14 protein-coding genes are annotated in these 16109 nt (G+C 68.3%); 11 read left to right on the top strand and 3 right to left on the bottom strand.

All coding sequences use genetic code 11. The annotated features are described in order from the left end of the window. Nucleotides 1-142 precede the first annotated feature (142 nt). From NX02_RS01235 to NX02_RS01250, 4 genes are all read left to right on the top strand, one after another. On the top strand, nt 143-2764 hold the full coding sequence (locus tag NX02_RS01235; RefSeq protein WP_025290400.1) for a TonB-dependent receptor: 2622 nt from the start codon (nt 143-145) through the stop codon (nt 2762-2764). Nucleotides 2765-2775: 11 nt separating this feature from the next. Continuing rightward, on the top strand, nt 2776-4035 hold the full coding sequence (locus NX02_RS01240; RefSeq protein WP_025290401.1) for a glucuronyl esterase domain-containing protein: 1260 nt from the start codon (nt 2776-2778) through the stop codon (nt 4033-4035). Nucleotides 4036-4137: 102 nt separating this feature from the next. After that, nucleotides 4138-4863 carry a GntR family transcriptional regulator gene (locus tag NX02_RS01245; protein WP_245648729.1) on the top strand — a complete coding sequence of 242 codons (726 nt, stop codon included), beginning with the start codon at nt 4138-4140 and terminating at the stop codon, nt 4861-4863. Nucleotides 4864-5092: 229 nt separating this feature from the next. After that, nucleotides 5093-6679, top strand: coding sequence for an ATP-binding cassette domain-containing protein (locus NX02_RS01250; protein WP_025290403.1), 1587 nt, complete (start codon nt 5093-5095; stop codon nt 6677-6679). 4 nt (nt 6680-6683) lie between these two features. Here NX02_RS01250 and NX02_RS30480 read toward each other — a convergent pair whose 3' ends face one another. Beyond that, complete coding sequence (locus NX02_RS30480) at nt 6684-8069, bottom strand: DUF6683 family protein (RefSeq protein ID WP_025290404.1); 1386 nt, start codon at nt 8067-8069, stop codon at nt 6684-6686. Nucleotides 8070-8318: 249 nt separating this feature from the next. Between NX02_RS30480 and NX02_RS01260 the strand changes: the two genes are divergently transcribed. Then, nucleotides 8319-8864 (top strand): superoxide dismutase family protein, encoded by a 546-nt coding sequence (locus NX02_RS01260; RefSeq protein ID WP_025290405.1) that lies wholly within the window; start codon nt 8319-8321, stop codon nt 8862-8864. 19 nt (nt 8865-8883) lie between these two features. On the opposite strand, the gene NX02_RS01265 is transcribed toward NX02_RS01260, so the two are convergent. Next, nucleotides 8884-10917: a TonB-dependent receptor gene (locus NX02_RS01265; protein WP_025290406.1), complete on the bottom strand. Its 2034-nt coding sequence runs from the start codon at nt 10915-10917 to the stop codon at nt 8884-8886. A gap of 86 nt (nt 10918-11003) precedes the next feature. Between NX02_RS01265 and NX02_RS01270 the strand changes: the two genes are divergently transcribed. The 5 genes from NX02_RS01270 (at nt 11004) to NX02_RS33865 (ending at nt 12931) form a co-directional block, all read left to right on the top strand. Then, the gene (locus tag NX02_RS01270; RefSeq protein ID WP_025290407.1) at nt 11004-11612 is read left to right on the top strand and encodes a TetR/AcrR family transcriptional regulator; all 609 of its coding nucleotides are present in this window, start codon (nt 11004-11006) and stop codon (nt 11610-11612) included. A gap of 146 nt (nt 11613-11758) precedes the next feature. Further along, entirely contained in the window at nt 11759-12202 is a 444-nt protein-coding gene (locus tag NX02_RS01275; RefSeq protein WP_025290408.1) for an Imm6 family immunity protein, read from the top strand. Between the two features lie 269 nt (nt 12203-12471). Continuing rightward, entirely contained in the window at nt 12472-12603 is a 132-nt protein-coding gene (locus NX02_RS33855; protein WP_281178279.1) for a hypothetical protein, read from the top strand. Between the two features lie 32 nt (nt 12604-12635). Beyond that, nucleotides 12636-12764, top strand: a complete 129-nt coding sequence (locus tag NX02_RS33860) for a hypothetical protein (protein WP_281178280.1) — start codon at nt 12636-12638, stop codon at nt 12762-12764. 35 nt (nt 12765-12799) lie between these two features. Further along, the gene (locus tag NX02_RS33865; protein ID WP_281178282.1) at nt 12800-12931 is read left to right on the top strand and encodes a hypothetical protein; all 132 of its coding nucleotides are present in this window, start codon (nt 12800-12802) and stop codon (nt 12929-12931) included. Nucleotides 12932-12948: 17 nt separating this feature from the next. Here the strand turns inward: NX02_RS33865 and NX02_RS01280 are convergent, their stop codons facing one another. Then, a complete protein-coding gene (locus NX02_RS01280) occupies nt 12949-14622 on the bottom strand; it encodes an MFS transporter (protein ID WP_025290409.1) in 1674 nt (557 codons plus the stop codon). 380 nt (nt 14623-15002) lie between these two features. Between NX02_RS01280 and NX02_RS01285 the strand changes: the two genes are divergently transcribed. Next, nucleotides 15003-16040 (top strand): rod shape-determining protein, encoded by a 1038-nt coding sequence (locus NX02_RS01285; protein WP_025290410.1) that lies wholly within the window; start codon nt 15003-15005, stop codon nt 16038-16040. Nucleotides 16041-16109: the final 69 nt, after the last annotated feature.

The following is a 16109-nucleotide window of genomic DNA, read 5'->3' on the forward strand; positions in this document are numbered from 1 at the left end:
GGCAGCCGGTCAGGTCAATATCACTGTGAGGAACAGAGATATCAGAATCGGCCTGACCAGCTTGACTGACATATCAGAGACTGTATGTGATCCCGCATCGAAGGCGCCAGCGAAGGGCGCCGTGATGTGGGAGGGTGCTGGAATGGTGAAGGCGAAGCTGTTGCTGGGTTCGGTCTGCTGGATGGGGCTGGCTGGCGCGATGCCAGCGATGGCGCAGGACGCGCCCGCGCCCGCGCCGCAGGCGGACCAGGGCGCCGCTGCGCCGTCCGATGCCGCGGTGGAAGACATCGTCGTCACCGGCATCCGCGGCACGCTGACCAGCGCGCGCGAACGCAAGCGCAATTCCGGCCAGATCCAGGAATCGATCGTCGCCGAGGATATCGGCAAGCTGCCGGATACCTCGATCGCCAGCACCTTGCAGCGCATTCCGGGCATCCAGCTCGCCCGCGACACGCGCGGCCAGGGCAACACCTATGTCGTCCACGGCCTGAAGCAGGTGACGACCACGATCGACGGCCGCCAGATCTTCTCGTCGACCAACCGCGCCGCCAACCTGCTGGAGCTGTCGGCGGACATCCTGTCGGGCATCGACGTCTACAAGACCGCGACCGCGGACCAGATCGAAGGCGGCCTCGGCGGCCTCATCAACATCCATTCGGCGCAGCCGTTCAACTTCGACGGCCTGCATGTCGCCGGCACGCTCTCGGGCTATTACAGCGACATCAACGACAAGCTGACGCCGCGCACCTCGCTGGTGCTGAGCAACCGCTTCGATACCGGCATCGGCGAAATCGGCGTGCTGGTCGGCGGCCAGTTCGAGCGGGTCTTCTCGGGCGGCTACCAGACCTCGACCAATGCCTATGGCGACAACCGCAACCTTTACGACCGCGACGCCGATGGCGCCTTCCCCAACGATGCGGGCGACATCGTCACCCTGCCGTCGCAGGTGCGCGGCCGTTACGAGACCGGCCGGCTGACCCGGTCCAGCGTCTATGGCGCGATCCAGTGGCGCCCGGTGGAAGAGCTGACGCTCTATGCCAACGCGATGCGCTTCAACACCAAATCGACCAGCGCGACGCAGCAGCTTTCCGTGCAGACCGATGGCGCGCGCGGCACGGGATCGTCGTTCCAGTTCAAGGACGGCAACCCCAATATTCCCGACAGCTATACGCTGACCAACGCGCTGATCCGGTCCAGCCGCGGCGCATCGGACTTCAACCAGCACACCAACAGCTATGCCGGCGGTTTCGACTGGAAGTCCGACCGGTTCACGCTGGGCGGGCAGGTTTCCTACGTCGATTCGACCGCGCCCTTCTATTCGCGCAGCGTGGTGCTGCAGGGGCGGGCGCCGACCGCGAACATCGATCTGTCGACCAACACGCCCGACTTCTCGCTCGGCGGCGTCGATCCGACCTCGCCCGCGGCCTATACCGGCCAGACGACCTATTCGGACCTCGGCCAGCAGGCCTATGGCGACGAGACCTCGGCGCGGCTCGACGCCACCTACAAGTTCGACGACAGCCCGATCACCGCGATCAGCGCCGGCGTGCGCTATGCCAAGCGCCAGGCGATCAACGAGGTCTACAGCATCGGCCAGAACGTGACGCTGACCCAGCCGGTCACGTCGGTGACGCAGCAGACGCCGGACGACCTGTTCTTCGATCGCACCGCCTCCACCAACCAGTGGCTGACCTTCCAGGAGAAATATCTGTTCGACAAGCGCCGCACCCGTGCGCTCGTCGGCGTCGATTCCAACGATCCGGTCTATCCGCCGACCAACTATTATAATTATCGCGAGACCGCCTGGGCGGCCTATGGCAAGGCCGATTTCGCGTTCGACCTGGGGCTGCCGATCGACGGCAATGTCGGCCTGCGCTACGTCCACACCACCAACAAGCAGCTCGTCTACATCGCCAATGCCGGGGCCTTCGATCCGGTGCGCGGCGAGAGCAGCTATGAGAACTGGCTGCCGAGCGTGAACATCCGCGGCGAGCTGACCAAGGACCTCTATCTGCGCCTTGCCTATTCGAAGGCGCTGACCCGTCCGGAGTTCGGCAACCTCTCGCCGGCGGTGGTGCTGAGCGTGCTCAACGGCACCGGCAGCGCGGGCAACCCCGATCTCGCGCCGACCAAGGCGGATCAGTACGACGCGTCGCTGGAATTCTATTTCGGCAAGTCCAACTATGCCGCGGTCTCGCTGTTCCAGAAGGATGTCGTCGGCTTTGCGCAGAAGTTCGCGCAGAACGAGATCATCGACGGCGAAACCTATCTGATCACCCGTCCGCGCAACAGCGGCCCGGGCACGATCAAGGGGTTCGAGATCTTCTACCAGCAGTTCTTCGATTTCCTGCCGGGCGCGTTCAGCGGCCTGGGGTTCCAGGGCAATTTCACCTATGCGGACAGCAGCCTGCCGGTGCTTGGCCGCACCGAGATGGTCGCCGCGGACCTGCTTTCCAAATATGCGTTCAACATCACCGGCATCTACGAGAAGGGCCCGGTTTCCGCGCAGCTCTCCTACAATTGGCGGTCGAAGAGCGTGCAGACCAATTTCGCGGACTCCGCCGGCCGTGCGCTCTATAACGCGCCGCTGGAGCAGATGGACTTTTCCATCAGCTACCGCGTGAATGAACATGTCTCGGTGAAGTTCGATGCGGTCAACCTGCTCAACGCCTATCAGCGGCAATATTACGGGACCGCGGACATCCCCGCGGTATCCAACCAGTATGACCGCAACTATCAGCTCGGCGTCCGCGTCAACTTCTGACGCGGGCTGAGATGCGGCGGCTGCTCGCCCTGCTGCTGATCTGCGCCGCGGCCGGTCCGGCGGCGGCGCAACCCGATGGCAATGGCGATGAGGCGAAGGTGCCGGCCTACCGGCTGCCCGATCCGCTGGTGATGGCGGACGGGCGGCCGGTGACCTCGCCGGCGATGTGGGCCAGGCAGCGCCGCCCCGAACTGCTCGATCTGTTCGAACGAACGATCTATGGCGTCGCACCCCCGGCGCCGCGCCGCCAGCGCTTCGTCGTCACCGATGAGGACGGCCATGCGCTGGGCGGCCGCGCGATCCGGCGGCAGGTGACGATCCTGCTCGACGGCACCGCGCGCGGGCCGCAACTGTCGGTGCTGATCTATCTGCCCGCCGCCGCCAAGGGCCCGGTGCCCATGTTCGTCGGGCTCAACTTCCACGGCAACCAGGCGGTCAATGCCGATCCCGGCATCGCGATCACGCCGAACTGGGTCGTGCCGGCGCAAGGCATTCGCAAGGGCAGCGCCACCGTCCATTCGCGCGGCATCGACGCGTCCGAATGGCCGATCGAGGCGATCCTCGCCGCGGGCTATGGCGTCGCCACCTATTTCCCCGGCGATCTCTATCCCGATGGCGACGGCAAGGTGGCGGAGAGCATCCATCCCTTCTTCGGCACGAGCCCCTCGGATCCCTCGCACTGGGGCGCGGTCGCGACCTGGGCGTGGGGGCTGAGCCGCGTCCGGGATTATCTCGCCACCGATCGTTCGGTGGACGAAAGCCGGATCGTCCTGATCGGCCATTCGCGCTACGGCAAGGCAGCGCTGTGGGCCGGCGCGCGCGATCCGCGCTTCGCGATGGTGATCGCCAACCAGTCGGGGGAGGGGGGCGCCTCGCTCTACCGCCGCCGTTTCGGCGAGACGATCCGGGTGATGAACACCTACTGGTTCGCGCCGCGCTTCAAGACCTATGCCGATCGCGAGGCCGAACTGCCGGTCGACGCGCATGAACTGGTCGCGCTGATCGCGCCGCGCCCGGTCTATATCGCCAGCGCCAGCGAGGACTGGTGGTCCGACCCGCGCGGCGAATTTCTTGCCGCCAAGGGCGCGGAACCGGTCTACCGGCTGCTCGGCGCCGGCAGCCTCGGCACCGCCACGATGCCGCCGCCAGACCGGCCGGTGGGCGATCGCCTCGCCTATCATGTCCGCACCGGGCCGCATTCGATCACCGCGGCGGACTGGGCGATCTACCTGCGTTTCGCCGATCGCTGGCTGCCCGCGCCGGGGCGATGATCGCATCGCGCGCATCATATGTCGGAACGGGTGCTTCACATGGTCGACGCCCCGCCCGCCGCCCGCTAGCATGTCGGCCAGTTCATGGCAGTTGAGATATCAGTGAGCGAAGCAATAACTCTGGGCAGCAGGCGGCGGACCGCGGCACCGGCGGCGATCGCGCCGGCGACCGCGGGCGGCGACAATCGGCGCCTAAGCGACATCGCCTATGCGCGCATCCTCGAAGGGCTGTTCGAGCGGACCGTGCCCGCCGGCGCCTTCGTGTCGCAGAACGACCTCGTGCGGCTGCTCGGCATTCCGGTGCAGCCGCTGCGCGATGCTCTGCGCGTGCTGGAGGCGGAAGGGGTGCTCACCATCCACCCGCGCTCGGGCATCCAGTTCCTCAAGCCCGATCTCGAACTGGCGCGCAGCACCTATCAGTTCCGTTCGATCATCGAGCGTTCGGCGGCGCGGACCTTTTCCGAAACCGCCGGCGCCGCGGAGATCGGCGGGCTGATCGAGGCGCATCAGACGCTGCTCGAGCGCATCGAGACCGGCGGTCTCGATGTGGAGGACATCAGCGCGCTCGACGCGCTGGAGGAGCGTTTCCATGGCAGCATGATCGCCAGCCTGCGCAACCCGCTGATCGAGACCACCTCGCGCCGGCTGAAGAATTATGTGCGGATCATCCGGCTGGAACGGCTCGTCACCCAGCCGCTGGCGATGCGCACGTTGCGCGAGCATCTGGAGATCCTCCACGCCTGCCGCGACCGCGATGCGGACCGGGCCGAGGCGGCGCTCTCGGCGCATTTCCAGGCGGCGCTGCAGCGCATTCTGGGGATGTTTTGACACCAGAGCCGCGGACGGGTTACATTTTGTCCGTTCTCCCTGAGTAGCCATTGAGCTTGTCGAAATGGCGTATCGAAGGGCACTGGCGCCGCGCTGGTCCTTCGATACGGGCCTTCGCCGGGCTCAGTCTCTACTCAGGACGAACGGTTTGGAAGATCAGCCTGAAAGGAACCCGCCATGGATCGCACCCTGACAGCATCGCCCGCGCGCACTGCTTTCAGGATGTCCCATGTCTCGTTCCGCTTCGATCACCGTCGCCAATCTCGGCTGGTCCACGCCTGACGGCGAACCGGTCCTCACCGGCCTCGACCTTTCCTTCACCCGCGAACGCTGCGGCATCGTCGGCCGCAACGGCGTCGGCAAATCGACCCTGCTGCGCCTGATCGCGGGGCAGCTCCAGCCCGCCACCGGCGCGGTCGCCGTCACCGGCACCGTCGAAACCCTGCGCCAGATCGTCCAGGTCCGGCCCGACGAGACCGTCGCCGACCTGTTCGGCATTGCCGACGGCCTTGCGCTGCTCGCCGCGGCCGAAGCGGGCACCGCGTCGATCGCGGCGCTGGCCGAGGCGGACTGGACGCTGGAGGCGCGGCTGGAATCCGCGCTCGCCCGCGTCGGGCTGACGGCGCATGCGGCGACGCCGCTCGCCTCGCTGTCCGGCGGGCAGCGCACCCGCGCGGCGCTGGCAGCGGCCCTGTTCGCGGAGCCGGACTTCCTGCTGCTCGACGAACCGACCAACAACCTCGACGCCGAAGGGCGCACCGCGCTGCACGCGGTGCTGGCGGAGTGGCGCGCGGGCGCGATCATCGTCAGCCATGATCGTGCGCTGCTGGAGACGATGGACGCGATCGTCGAACTCACCGCGCTCGGCGCCACCCGCTATGGCGGCAATTTCAGCCATTATCGCGCGCGCAAGGCGATCGAACTGGCCGCCGCCGACCATGATGTCGCGGTCGCCGATCGCCAGCGCGCGGAGGTCGACCGCAAGGCGCAGGTGGCGCGCGAACGCAAGCAGCGGCGCGACGCCGCCGGCGCCCGCAAGGGCGCGCGCGGCGACATGCCGAAGATAGTGATCGGCGCGCGCCGCGAGCGGGCCGAGAAGAGCGGCGGCAGCGGTGCCCGCCTCGCCGAACGGCTGGCGCTGGAGGCGGGCGCCGCAGCGGGCGCGGCGCGCGCGAAGGTCGAGCAGCTGGAAACGCTCAAGGTCGTGCTGCCGCCGACCGGCCTCGCCCCCGATCGCCGCGTCCTCGACATTGCCGGCCTGCGCTTCGGCCACGACATCCGGGTGCCGTTGATCGAGGGCCTGTCGCTGAGCATGGTCGGCCCCGAACGCATCGCGCTCACGGGGGCCAATGGCTCGGGCAAGACGAGCCTGCTGCACCTGATCGCGGGCGGGCTGACGCCGTGGGACGGGAGCGTCCGGCGCCACGTCCGCATGGCGCTGCTCGACCAGACCGCGGCGATGCTGGATCCGACGCTGAGCATTCTCGACAATTTCCGCGCGCTCAACCCGCATGCCGACGACAATCGCAGCCGCGCCGCGCTCGCCCGCTTCCAGTTCCGGGCGGAGATGGCGCTGCGCCGCGTCGGCACGCTCAGCGGCGGCCAGCTGCTCCGCGCCGCGCTGGCGGCGCTGCTGGGGGCGGAGCCGCTGCCCGAACTGCTGCTGCTCGACGAGCCGACCAACCATCTCGACCTGGAGAGCGTGGAGGCGATCGAAGCGGGGCTGGCGGCCTATGACGGGGCGCTGATCGTCGTCAGCCATGACGAGCGGTTTCTGGATGCGATCGGGATCACGCGGCGGGTCGGGATGGGGTGACCGCTCAATCCATGTCGACGAACACGCGGTCACCGATGAAGATCATGCTGGTCGCCGGTTGCGCGGGCGCCTTGCGCGATCCGAAGGCGAAGAATTGCCGCTTCGTCGCGCCGTCGGGCTCGACGAGGGTGATCGTGTGGCGTTCGATGCGATAGCGGCCGATCCCCGCCGCGGGCTTGCGGCTGGAGACGCCGAGCCCGACGCCGCTCTGGCTGCCCGATCCCACCGCGCCCGCGGACGAGGCGCGGCCATAGCTGCCGTCGGGCGAGAAGCTGAGGTCGGTCTGCGCGGCGATGGTCAGTTCGCCGCCCAGCGCCGCATTGCCGCCGCCCGACACGCGCGTATATTTGGCCGCCAGCTTGTTGGCGCCGGCCTCTGCCGGGAACGCCTTGAAGAAGGCTCCCTGCTGGAGCGCATAGTCGTTCGCCTTGCCCTTGGAATTCGTGAGCACGAAGCCCTTGCCGCCGCGCGACCAGCGGCCCCACTTGATCGGGCGGGCGCGCCGGCTGGCGTCGAGGTCGACATCCTCCAGCGCGGGGCCCTCGATCTCATAATAGCTGCCGTCCCTGAAGAGGATGATCGGCTCGAAATCCTGCGTCATCATGCCCCCGACCCCGAAATTGGTGAAGGATCTGAAATAGACGCCCTCCACCTTCTGCCAGTTCGCGGCATGGCGTCCCGCGCCGCCCGCCGGGACCGCCGGGGCAGCAGGGGCGGCAGGCGCGACCGCGGTGCCGCCGCCCGCCGGGGGCTTCACCGGGCCGCCCGCGCCGTCCGGCAGCGCCACGAAGCCCGCGGGCGTCAGCTTCACGCGGCGCAGGTCGGTCTTGATCAGCTGGCCCGCCTCGGTGTGGACGGCGTCGCTCACCTGCTTGCGCATCGACGGGTTCGCCGCGGCGGTTTGCATCCGGGCTTCGACGAGGATGGCCTGGAGGAGCATCGTATCGGCGACGTCCTGCTTGTCGCGGTCGCTCATCCGCGCGAGGCCGGCATTGCCGGCGAACGTCCGGGCGATCTGGTCGCGCGCGCCCCTGGCGAGGCGCGGGTCGGTCTTGCGGCCGACGATGCCGTTCGAGGCTTCCCAGGCGGCCACCCAATAGACCGCGGTCATGTCCGCCATGTCGTCCATGTCGAGCCCCATGCGCCGCATTTCCGGGGCGATCATGCCGAGCAGGTCCTGCCGGAACAGCCCTTCGAGTTCGGCGGCGGCCTGCGGCGACCGCTGGCGCAGCGCGGCGACCATCTGGTTCTGCTTCGCCTCGAAGGCCGCGGGGTCGCGGGTGAAGCCTGTCGCGGGGGCGGCGTCGGCGGGAGCGCTCCGCATGGGCTGGGCGCCCGCGGCGCAGACGGGCGCGAGCAGCAGCGACGCAAGAATGACGCGATGAATCATGGACCTACCTCGTCCGTTTCAATCGCTACCGGCTTGCCTGCGCCCCGCGTGCTGTCGATGACGGTCACGACGGGACGTGGCGGCGGCGCGACCGGCCCCGCTCATTGCCGATGCGCAACGGATCGTGCAGAAGCGCTGCGAACGTGTCGCACGGGCCGCAACCTTTCGGCACATGCCTCGTTGCCAACCGCGAAGGGGTGCGTCGCAGGGTCGCGGCGCGCCGCCGGGGCCAACCCGAAGGAGTCGACCATGCGCCTGACCATTTCCGCTGCCGCCGCCACGCTTTTCCTGCTCGGCGGATGCGCCACCACCGGCACCACCAGCGACGGTACGGAACCCAGGGGCACCCGCGCCTTCGCCTCGCTGTTCGACGGGCAGGGCGCGCCGCGCGGCGAAGCCAGCGTGACGCCCACCGCGAGCGGCGTCCGCCTCGCCATTTCGGGCATGGATCTGCCGCCCGGCGCGCATGGCTTCCACGTTCACACGGTCGGCCGTTGCGACGGACCCGATTTCACCACCGCCGGCGGCCACTGGAACCCCACCAACCACCAGCACGGCCGTGACAATCCGCAAGGATCGCACATGGGCGACCTGCCCAACCTGATGATCGGCACCGATGGCCGCGGCACGCTGGAGATCGATATCCCGGGCGCGAGCCTGAGCGGCGGCACCAACCCGCTGCTCGATGCAGATGGCGCGGCGCTGGTGATCCACGCCGGGCCGGACGACATGAAGACCGACCCTTCCGGCAACAGCGGCGGCCGGATCGCCTGCGGCGTGTTCGCCGCAAGCTGATCCGGGCAACGCAGCTGCTTTAGAAGGTCAGGCGCACCGAGGCGCGAAGCTGCCGCGGTTCGACCGGGTGGAGGTGGCGATCCTCCACCCCGCCGGCTTCGCCGGGCAGGCGGCTTTCGTAGAAATAGGTGATGTCGGCGTCGTTGGCGTCGAACAGGTTGAACACGTCCACCCCAAACCGCACCGGGCCGGTGCGGTAATAGACGCCCAGATTGACCAGGGTGGTCGGATCGGATGTCACCGATCCATCCTCGATCAACGGCGCGCTGCCGAAATGGCGGACGCGCAACGTGCCCGACAGACCATTGGGCAGATCCACCGTCGCGCCCGCCGCGATCACCTCGCCCACCGATCCCGGGATCCGGCGCAGCCCAGCAGGCACGCCGCGGAAGCGCGCGTTGGTGAATGCGGCGGAGCCGTCGAGCGTCAGCCAGTCGGTGGGACGCCAGAACCCCGTCGCTTCCACGCCGTAGCGGCGGGTCGCGTCGTTGGGCTCGGTCGATCCCGCGTCGCCGACGAACACCAGTTCCGATTCCAGCTTGAGCCACCAGCCGACCAGCGACGCTGTGAACCGCCCCTGCTCGATGCGCGCGCCCAGTTCGGCACCACGCACCCGCGGCAGCACCGGCACGCGCTCGGCCGGGTCGCCGGTGGCGGGATCGATGCTGATCGTGGCGCCGCGGACATCGTTGGAATGGAAGCTCTCGCCGTAATTGGCATAGAGTTCGACGCCTCTGGCGGGCGCCCAGGCGAGCGCGAATTTGGGTGCCAGGATCGCGTCCGATCCGTCGCCGCTATTCTCGGGGAGGCCGGCCTCCACGTCATACTCATAGAGGTCGCCGCGCAGGCCGACGATCGCGCGCAGCCCCGGGGCGAGCGTGACCTGCGCCTGCGCGTAGAGCCCGGCGCTGAGTTCATCGACCCGGTCCTCGCGGACCGTGTCGCTGATCCGCCCGCCGATGCTGCGGTAGAGGCCGACCTTGCCGATCGCGTCGTAGCGCAGATCGCCGCCGACCTTGATCGACACCGACCCGAAATCCGCGGCGTAGGACGCGGCGCCGCCGAACAGCCCGCGCCGGTCGCGCTGCTGGAACTCGTCGCCGTCGACCGGATCCTCGAGGAAATACGTGAAGTTGGAGGTCAGCCGCAGCCGATAGCCGATCGCATAGGCATTGGCGGAAAAACCGCCCCATCGGCCTTGCGCGGTCAGCGCATAGCGGCTGGACCTGCCGCCCAGATCGTCGTCGACGAAGCCGAAGCGATCGATCAGCCCGCTGTCGATCGCGCGCTCGGGCACCTGGTCGGTCGAGGTCCAGCGCGCGTGATAGAGGCTGGCAGCGACGTTCCAGCCATGCCCGGCGGTGCCTTCCGAATATTTGGCGAAGCCGTTATACTTCTCCAGATCCTCGTCGAGCACCCACGGGCCGTTGGAAAAGGTGCCCTCCACGCCGACGAGCAGTGCGCCGCCATTGCCGGTGTCGATGCTGCCGGCGGCGAGGCCGCGATAATAGCCATATTCGCCCACCTGCGCCTCGATCACCGGCGCGGGCAATCGATCCCAGGTCTTGAAGGCGACGGTGCCGGCGCCGCTGAAATCGCCGACATCGGAGAAATAGGGGCCCTTGCGGTAATCGATGCGCTCGACCAGCTCGGGGATCAGGAAGTTGAAGTCCAGATAGCCCTGGCCGTGGCCATGCGTGCGCATGTTGACCGGCGCGCCATCGACGAAGCCGGCGAAGTCGGTGCCATGGTCGAGGTTGAACCCGCGCAGGAAATATTGGTTGGCCTTGCCGGTGCCGGAATGCTGCGTGGCGATGACGCCGGGCACATTCTCCACCAGTTCGCCGACGCGCGAGATCGGCCGGTCCTCGAAATCCTTATAGCCGACGACGCCTTGCGAGCCGGACTGGGCAATGCCGATCTGCTCAAGCTCACGGCCATAGACGATGATCGGATCGTCGGGAGAATGGGGGGCATCCGCCTGCGTCTGCTGCGCCAGTGCCGATGCGGGAACAATCAACAAAGATGCGACCGCCAGCTTCGCAAGCGGCATCCTTCAGTCCTCCTGTTGCGTAACTTCGCCAAGGGCATAATGCGAGCAATCGATCGCGTTTGATACTCGCGGGGGAAAATCATCCGATGCACGGTACGGCACCCAGAAAACTGCCGCGGCAGGCGCGCTCGCAGGCGATGGTCGAGGCGATGCTCGACGCGACTGCTCGCATTCTGATTCGGGACGGTCGGGAAGCGGCCACCACCAACGCGATCGCGCTGGAGGCGGGGGTCAGCATCGGATCGCTGTATCAATATTTCCCGAACCGCGACGCGATCATCGCCGCGCTGGTGCATCGCCACGGGCATCGCATCCACGCGCTCGTCACCGATGCGATGCGGCCGCCGCCCGCGACGCTGGACGACGCGATCACGCGGATCGTGCATGCCGTGTTCGCGGCGCACCGGCTCGATCCGGCGCTCCACGATGCGCTCGATCATGATTTCGGGCATGGTGCGCATGGCCATCACCACCCGACGACCAAGCAGGCTGTCGCCGAACAGATGGGATTGCTGCCGGAGACGGTGAAGGCGGAGATCAGCTGCGTCGATGCCGACCATGCCCCGCTCGTCGTCGCGGAGATCATGCACAGCCTCGCGCACGCCGCGCTCGTCCACCCGCGCGAGCCGCGCGACGCCGCCGCGCTCGAACGGCAGGCGGTGAGCGCGGTGCTGGCCTATCTGCGCGCGGTCTGACCGCGGTTACAACAGGCTGATCTGCTCCCCGTCGACCACCCGGCCCGACCGGGTGTGCAAGAGACGCAGCCCGGTGCGCGGCAGATCGGTTCCGGAGATTTGCGCAACGGGCAATATGTCGCGCGTGATCGTTGAGGAACATCAGGATGCCGACTGCCGGATCGTTTGCGCAGCTTGCCGCCTCACTGCCGCCCGAACGCCGGGCGCATCTCGCGCTCGATGGCGGTGAGGAGGGGCTGAAAGGGCTTTCGGATTCCGCGCAGATCGCGCAGGCGCGCTCGGCGCTCGATCTCGCGCGCCGGATGCTGGCGGGCGAGGCGCCGGCCTATGAGGTGGAGGACAGGCTCCAGAACGAGGAGGACGAAGGCATCCTCATCCGCGAGCAGGAAACGGGCGACGAAACCGAGAAGGCGGCCTGGCTCTCCGTCGCCAGCGCGATCGCCTATGCCGCCCGCGTCGGCTATCAGCGCGCGGGCGAACTGCCGGGCCCGCTCGTCTCCGAAGTGCGCGACGATGCGGTCGCGTCGCTGGAAGACCATCTGCAGCAGATCCCGAACGTGGATTGGGCGCGGTTGCTCGGCGGGGCATAGGCGCCGATCGGGCGTCAGTGCGGTGACGGACGCCGCCGCACTGTCCTGAAGCGAACAGCTGTTCGAAATCGAACGGCTCGGCGAAAGCCGTATCTCAAAAAACGCCATCAATTGGCGATCCTTGCCGTGCCTTGGTGAGATTTCGCGCCGGATTGCGATCGTTTCGCCGCGAAAACCCCGAAAATGCGGGCTCCAGCGAATTGGCACGCTCCCTGCAACACTCCTGGCATCCCGCCGCAACCACGCGGCCGCCATCAGGAGTGACCACGATGACCGACACCGTTTCCAACGTCCGCCGCACGCTTTTCGCCGCTTTGGGCGCGCTCTTCGTCAGCACGCTGATGCTGTCGGCCGCGATCGTGCCGACCGTTGCGCCGATGACCGCGCAGCCGCTGCTCTGAACCCCGCCACACCAGATCCAGGGAGATCATCGATGACCGCCATCACCAACGTCCGCCGGACGCTCTTCGCCGCCTTCGGTGCGCTGTTCGTCAGCACGCTGGCCCTGTCCGCCGCGGTCGTGCCGGCCGTCGTGCCGATGACCGCGCAACCGGTGCTCTGATCCTTCAGGGCACCGCCAATCCGGGGACCCTCGTCATGACCGGTACCAGCATCGACATCCGCCGCACCCTGTTCGCAACCTTCGGCGCGCTGTTCGTCGGCACCTTCGCCCTGTCCGTGGCGGTGGCCCCGATCGTCGTGCCGCTGACCGCGCAGCCCGCGCTGTAAACGCGGGCAAGTGCGCATCAGGCCGATCGCGACGCGTCCGTCATCGGATCGGCCATCTCGCGTGGCCCCGGCTCCCGCGTCACCGGCAGCGAACCGGTCTGGCGTTCGAGCATGCGGTGGACGCGCGGCGCCTCGTCGCCGCGATGCAGCGCGCGCAACGCCAGGCTGTTCTCGGCATCGGCGTTGGTGCGCCGCTGGTTGTGGCGCACATAATCCAGCCAGGTCGCGACATGATAACGCTCGACCCACAATTCGGGGTCGGCAAGGTCGCGCAGCAGGGTCCAGTGACGCGCGCCGTCGCGCCGGCGGATCCGGCCGCGTTCGCTCATCGTCGTCAGGAAAGCGGGGATGTCCTCGCGCGCGATGCGATAGTCGATGGTGACGACCACCGGGCCGCTGCGCGGCTCGACGGGAACCGCGGTGAGCGGTTCCTGCCATTTGCCGGTCGGGTCGAGATCGAGCGTTTCGATCTGCGGCAGCGGCAGGCGCAGCCCCAGCGCCGCCGACAACAGCATCACCGCGGCCGCCGCGAGCAGCGCGGTGCCGACATCCTCCTTCTCGGCGACGAGCCCGAACACCCAGCTGCCCACCGCCATGCCGCCGAAGGCATGCATCTGGTAAAGCGCCAGCGCGCGCGCCACCACCCAGCGCGGTGCGGCGAGCTGCACCGAGACGTTGAACGTCGACAGCGCCAGCACCCAGCCGGCGCCGCCCAGCACCAATGCGGCCATCGTCAGCGGCAGCCAGGGACTGACGCCGGTGCCGGCCGCGCCGAGCGCAAGCCCGATGGATGCCAGCGCGACGAGGCGCTCGGTCGACATCAGCCGCCGCAGCCGGCCGCTGCTGAGCGCACCCGCGACCGCGCCGACGCCGAAGGAACCCAGCAGCAGGCCGTAGGTCAGCGGGCCGCCCGCGATCAGATCGCGCGCGACCAGCGGCATCATCGCCGGCACCGCGCTCGCCGCGAAGCCGAACAGCACCGCGCGGATCAGCACGACGCGGATGTTGGGGGACATCGCGACGTAGCGGACGCCCGCCGCCACCGCGACGTCGATGCGCTCGGGGGGCAGCGGGCGCGGCACGGCCGGCGGGCGCCACCGCGCGAGAACCGCGATGAGCGCGACATAGCTGAGCGCGTTGACGAGGAAGGCGGCGGCCGCGCCTGCCGCGGCGACGATGACGCCGCCGATCGCGGGGCCGAGGCTGCGCGCGATGTTGTAGCCCATGCTGTTCAGCGCGACCGCGCTCGGCAGCACGGGGCGGGGCACCATCTCCCCAACCGATGCCTGCCAGGCCGGACTGTTCACGGCGGTGCCGCAGCCGACGAGGAAGGTGAAGGCGAGCAGCAGCCAGGGCGTCAGCCACCCCGCCCAGGCGAAGATCGTCAGCGCCACCGACGCGACCAGCATGAAGATCTGCGCCGCGAGCATCACCGTACGGCGATCGAGATTGTCCGCCACCGCGCCGGCGAACAGCGACAGCAGCATGATCGGCAACGCCTGCGACGACTGCACCAGCGCGACCTGCTGTTCGCTGCCCTGCAAGGCGATCATCATCCACGATGCGCCGACCGACTGGATCAGGCCGCCGAAGTTGGACGCCATCGACGCCAGCCACACCGAGCGGAAGATCGGGATGCGGAACGGCGCGCGGGGGTCGTCGACGGACGCGGGGGGCAGCGGAACGGTCATGTTCGGCTAACGCTCTACGCCAGAGAGGGCGTCAGGTTAAGCCGCGGAAATCGGTGTCGGGCGTCTGCATGCGGGGCTGCGGAGAATCCTCAATATACGCTGTTGCGGCGCCGGATTATGGTGATCGTCGGTTCCGTCGTCGGGGGTCGAAGCTGGATGCGACGCGATGTTCTCCATTTTCCCATGCGCACGCGCGATTGCGGGGTTTCCGCCCGCCCGCGCCGCAGCCAGCCGCGCGAAACGGACAGTCCGCCGCAACGCCGGATTGACGAACCCACGCCCGCCACACAGCACGCAGGGGCTCGACAAGCCTGGGCGCACGGGGTCGAAGACGGGCCGATGCAAAAGCGGGGTCGAGGCATGAGGGCCGCCAATTTCCTATGAGATTTTTCCGTTTGTTCAGTTCCCCCGGCCACGACATGGCGATCGACCTCGGCACGGTGAACACCGTCGTCCATGTGCGCGATCGTGGCATCGTCCTCAACGAACCCTCGGTGATCGCGCTCGAGACGGTGGATGGCGTCCGCCGCGTCAAGGTGGTCGGCGACGAAGCCAAGCTGATGATGGGCAAGACGCCGGCGAACATCCAGGCGATGCGGCCGCTGCGCGACGGCGTGATCGCCGACATCGAGGTGGCCGAGCAGATGATCAAGCACTTCATCCAGAAGGCGCTCGGCCACCGGCGGTTCGCGCGGGGGCGGCGCGTGGTGATCTGCGTGCCGAGCGGCGCGACGATGGTCGAGCGGCGCGCGATCCGCGATGCCGCGTCCAACGCCGGCGCGCGCGTGGTGCAGCTGATCGAGGAGCCGATGGCGGCGGCGATCGGCGCGGGCATGCCGGTGACGGAGCCGCGCGGCGCGATGGTGGTGGATATCGGCGGCGGCACCACCGAGGTGGCGGTGCTCTCGCTGCAGGGCATCGCCTACAGCGCGTCGGTGCGCGTGGGCGGCGACCGGATGGACGAGACGATCGCGTCGCACGTCCGCCGCGCGCACAATCTGATGATCGGCGAGATCACGGCGGAACGGGTCAAGCATGGTATCGGCGCTGCGACGATGCCGGCGGGCGAGGGGCGGCGGATGACGGTGAAGGGCCGCCATCTCGTCACCGGCCGGCCGTCCGAGATCGAGATCACCGAGGCCGAGGTGGCGGAGGCGCTGATCGAGCCGGTGGGCCAGATCCGCAGCGCGGTGATGGCCGCGCTGGAAAACACCGCGCCGGAGCTGTCGGCCGATATCATCGACGAGGGCATCACGCTGACCGGCGGCGGCGCGCTGCTGTCGCGGCTCGACCAGGCGGTGGCGGAAACCACCGGGCTGCCGGTCAAGGTGGCGGAGAACGCGCTGTTCTGCGTCGCGCTTGGCGCGGGCGCCGCGCTGGAGAACCCGATCTACAACGGGGCATTGTACAGCAGCTGAGCCGCGGTCGGGTAGTGTTTCAGTTTGAAATGCCCCCTGCCAATCGTCGCTGATCCGGTTATATTGATG

It is taken from the genome of Sphingomonas sanxanigenens DSM 19645 = NX02, from assembly GCF_000512205.2.
Lineage (GTDB): Bacteria > Pseudomonadota > Alphaproteobacteria > Sphingomonadales > Sphingomonadaceae > Sphingomonas_D > Sphingomonas_D sanxanigenens.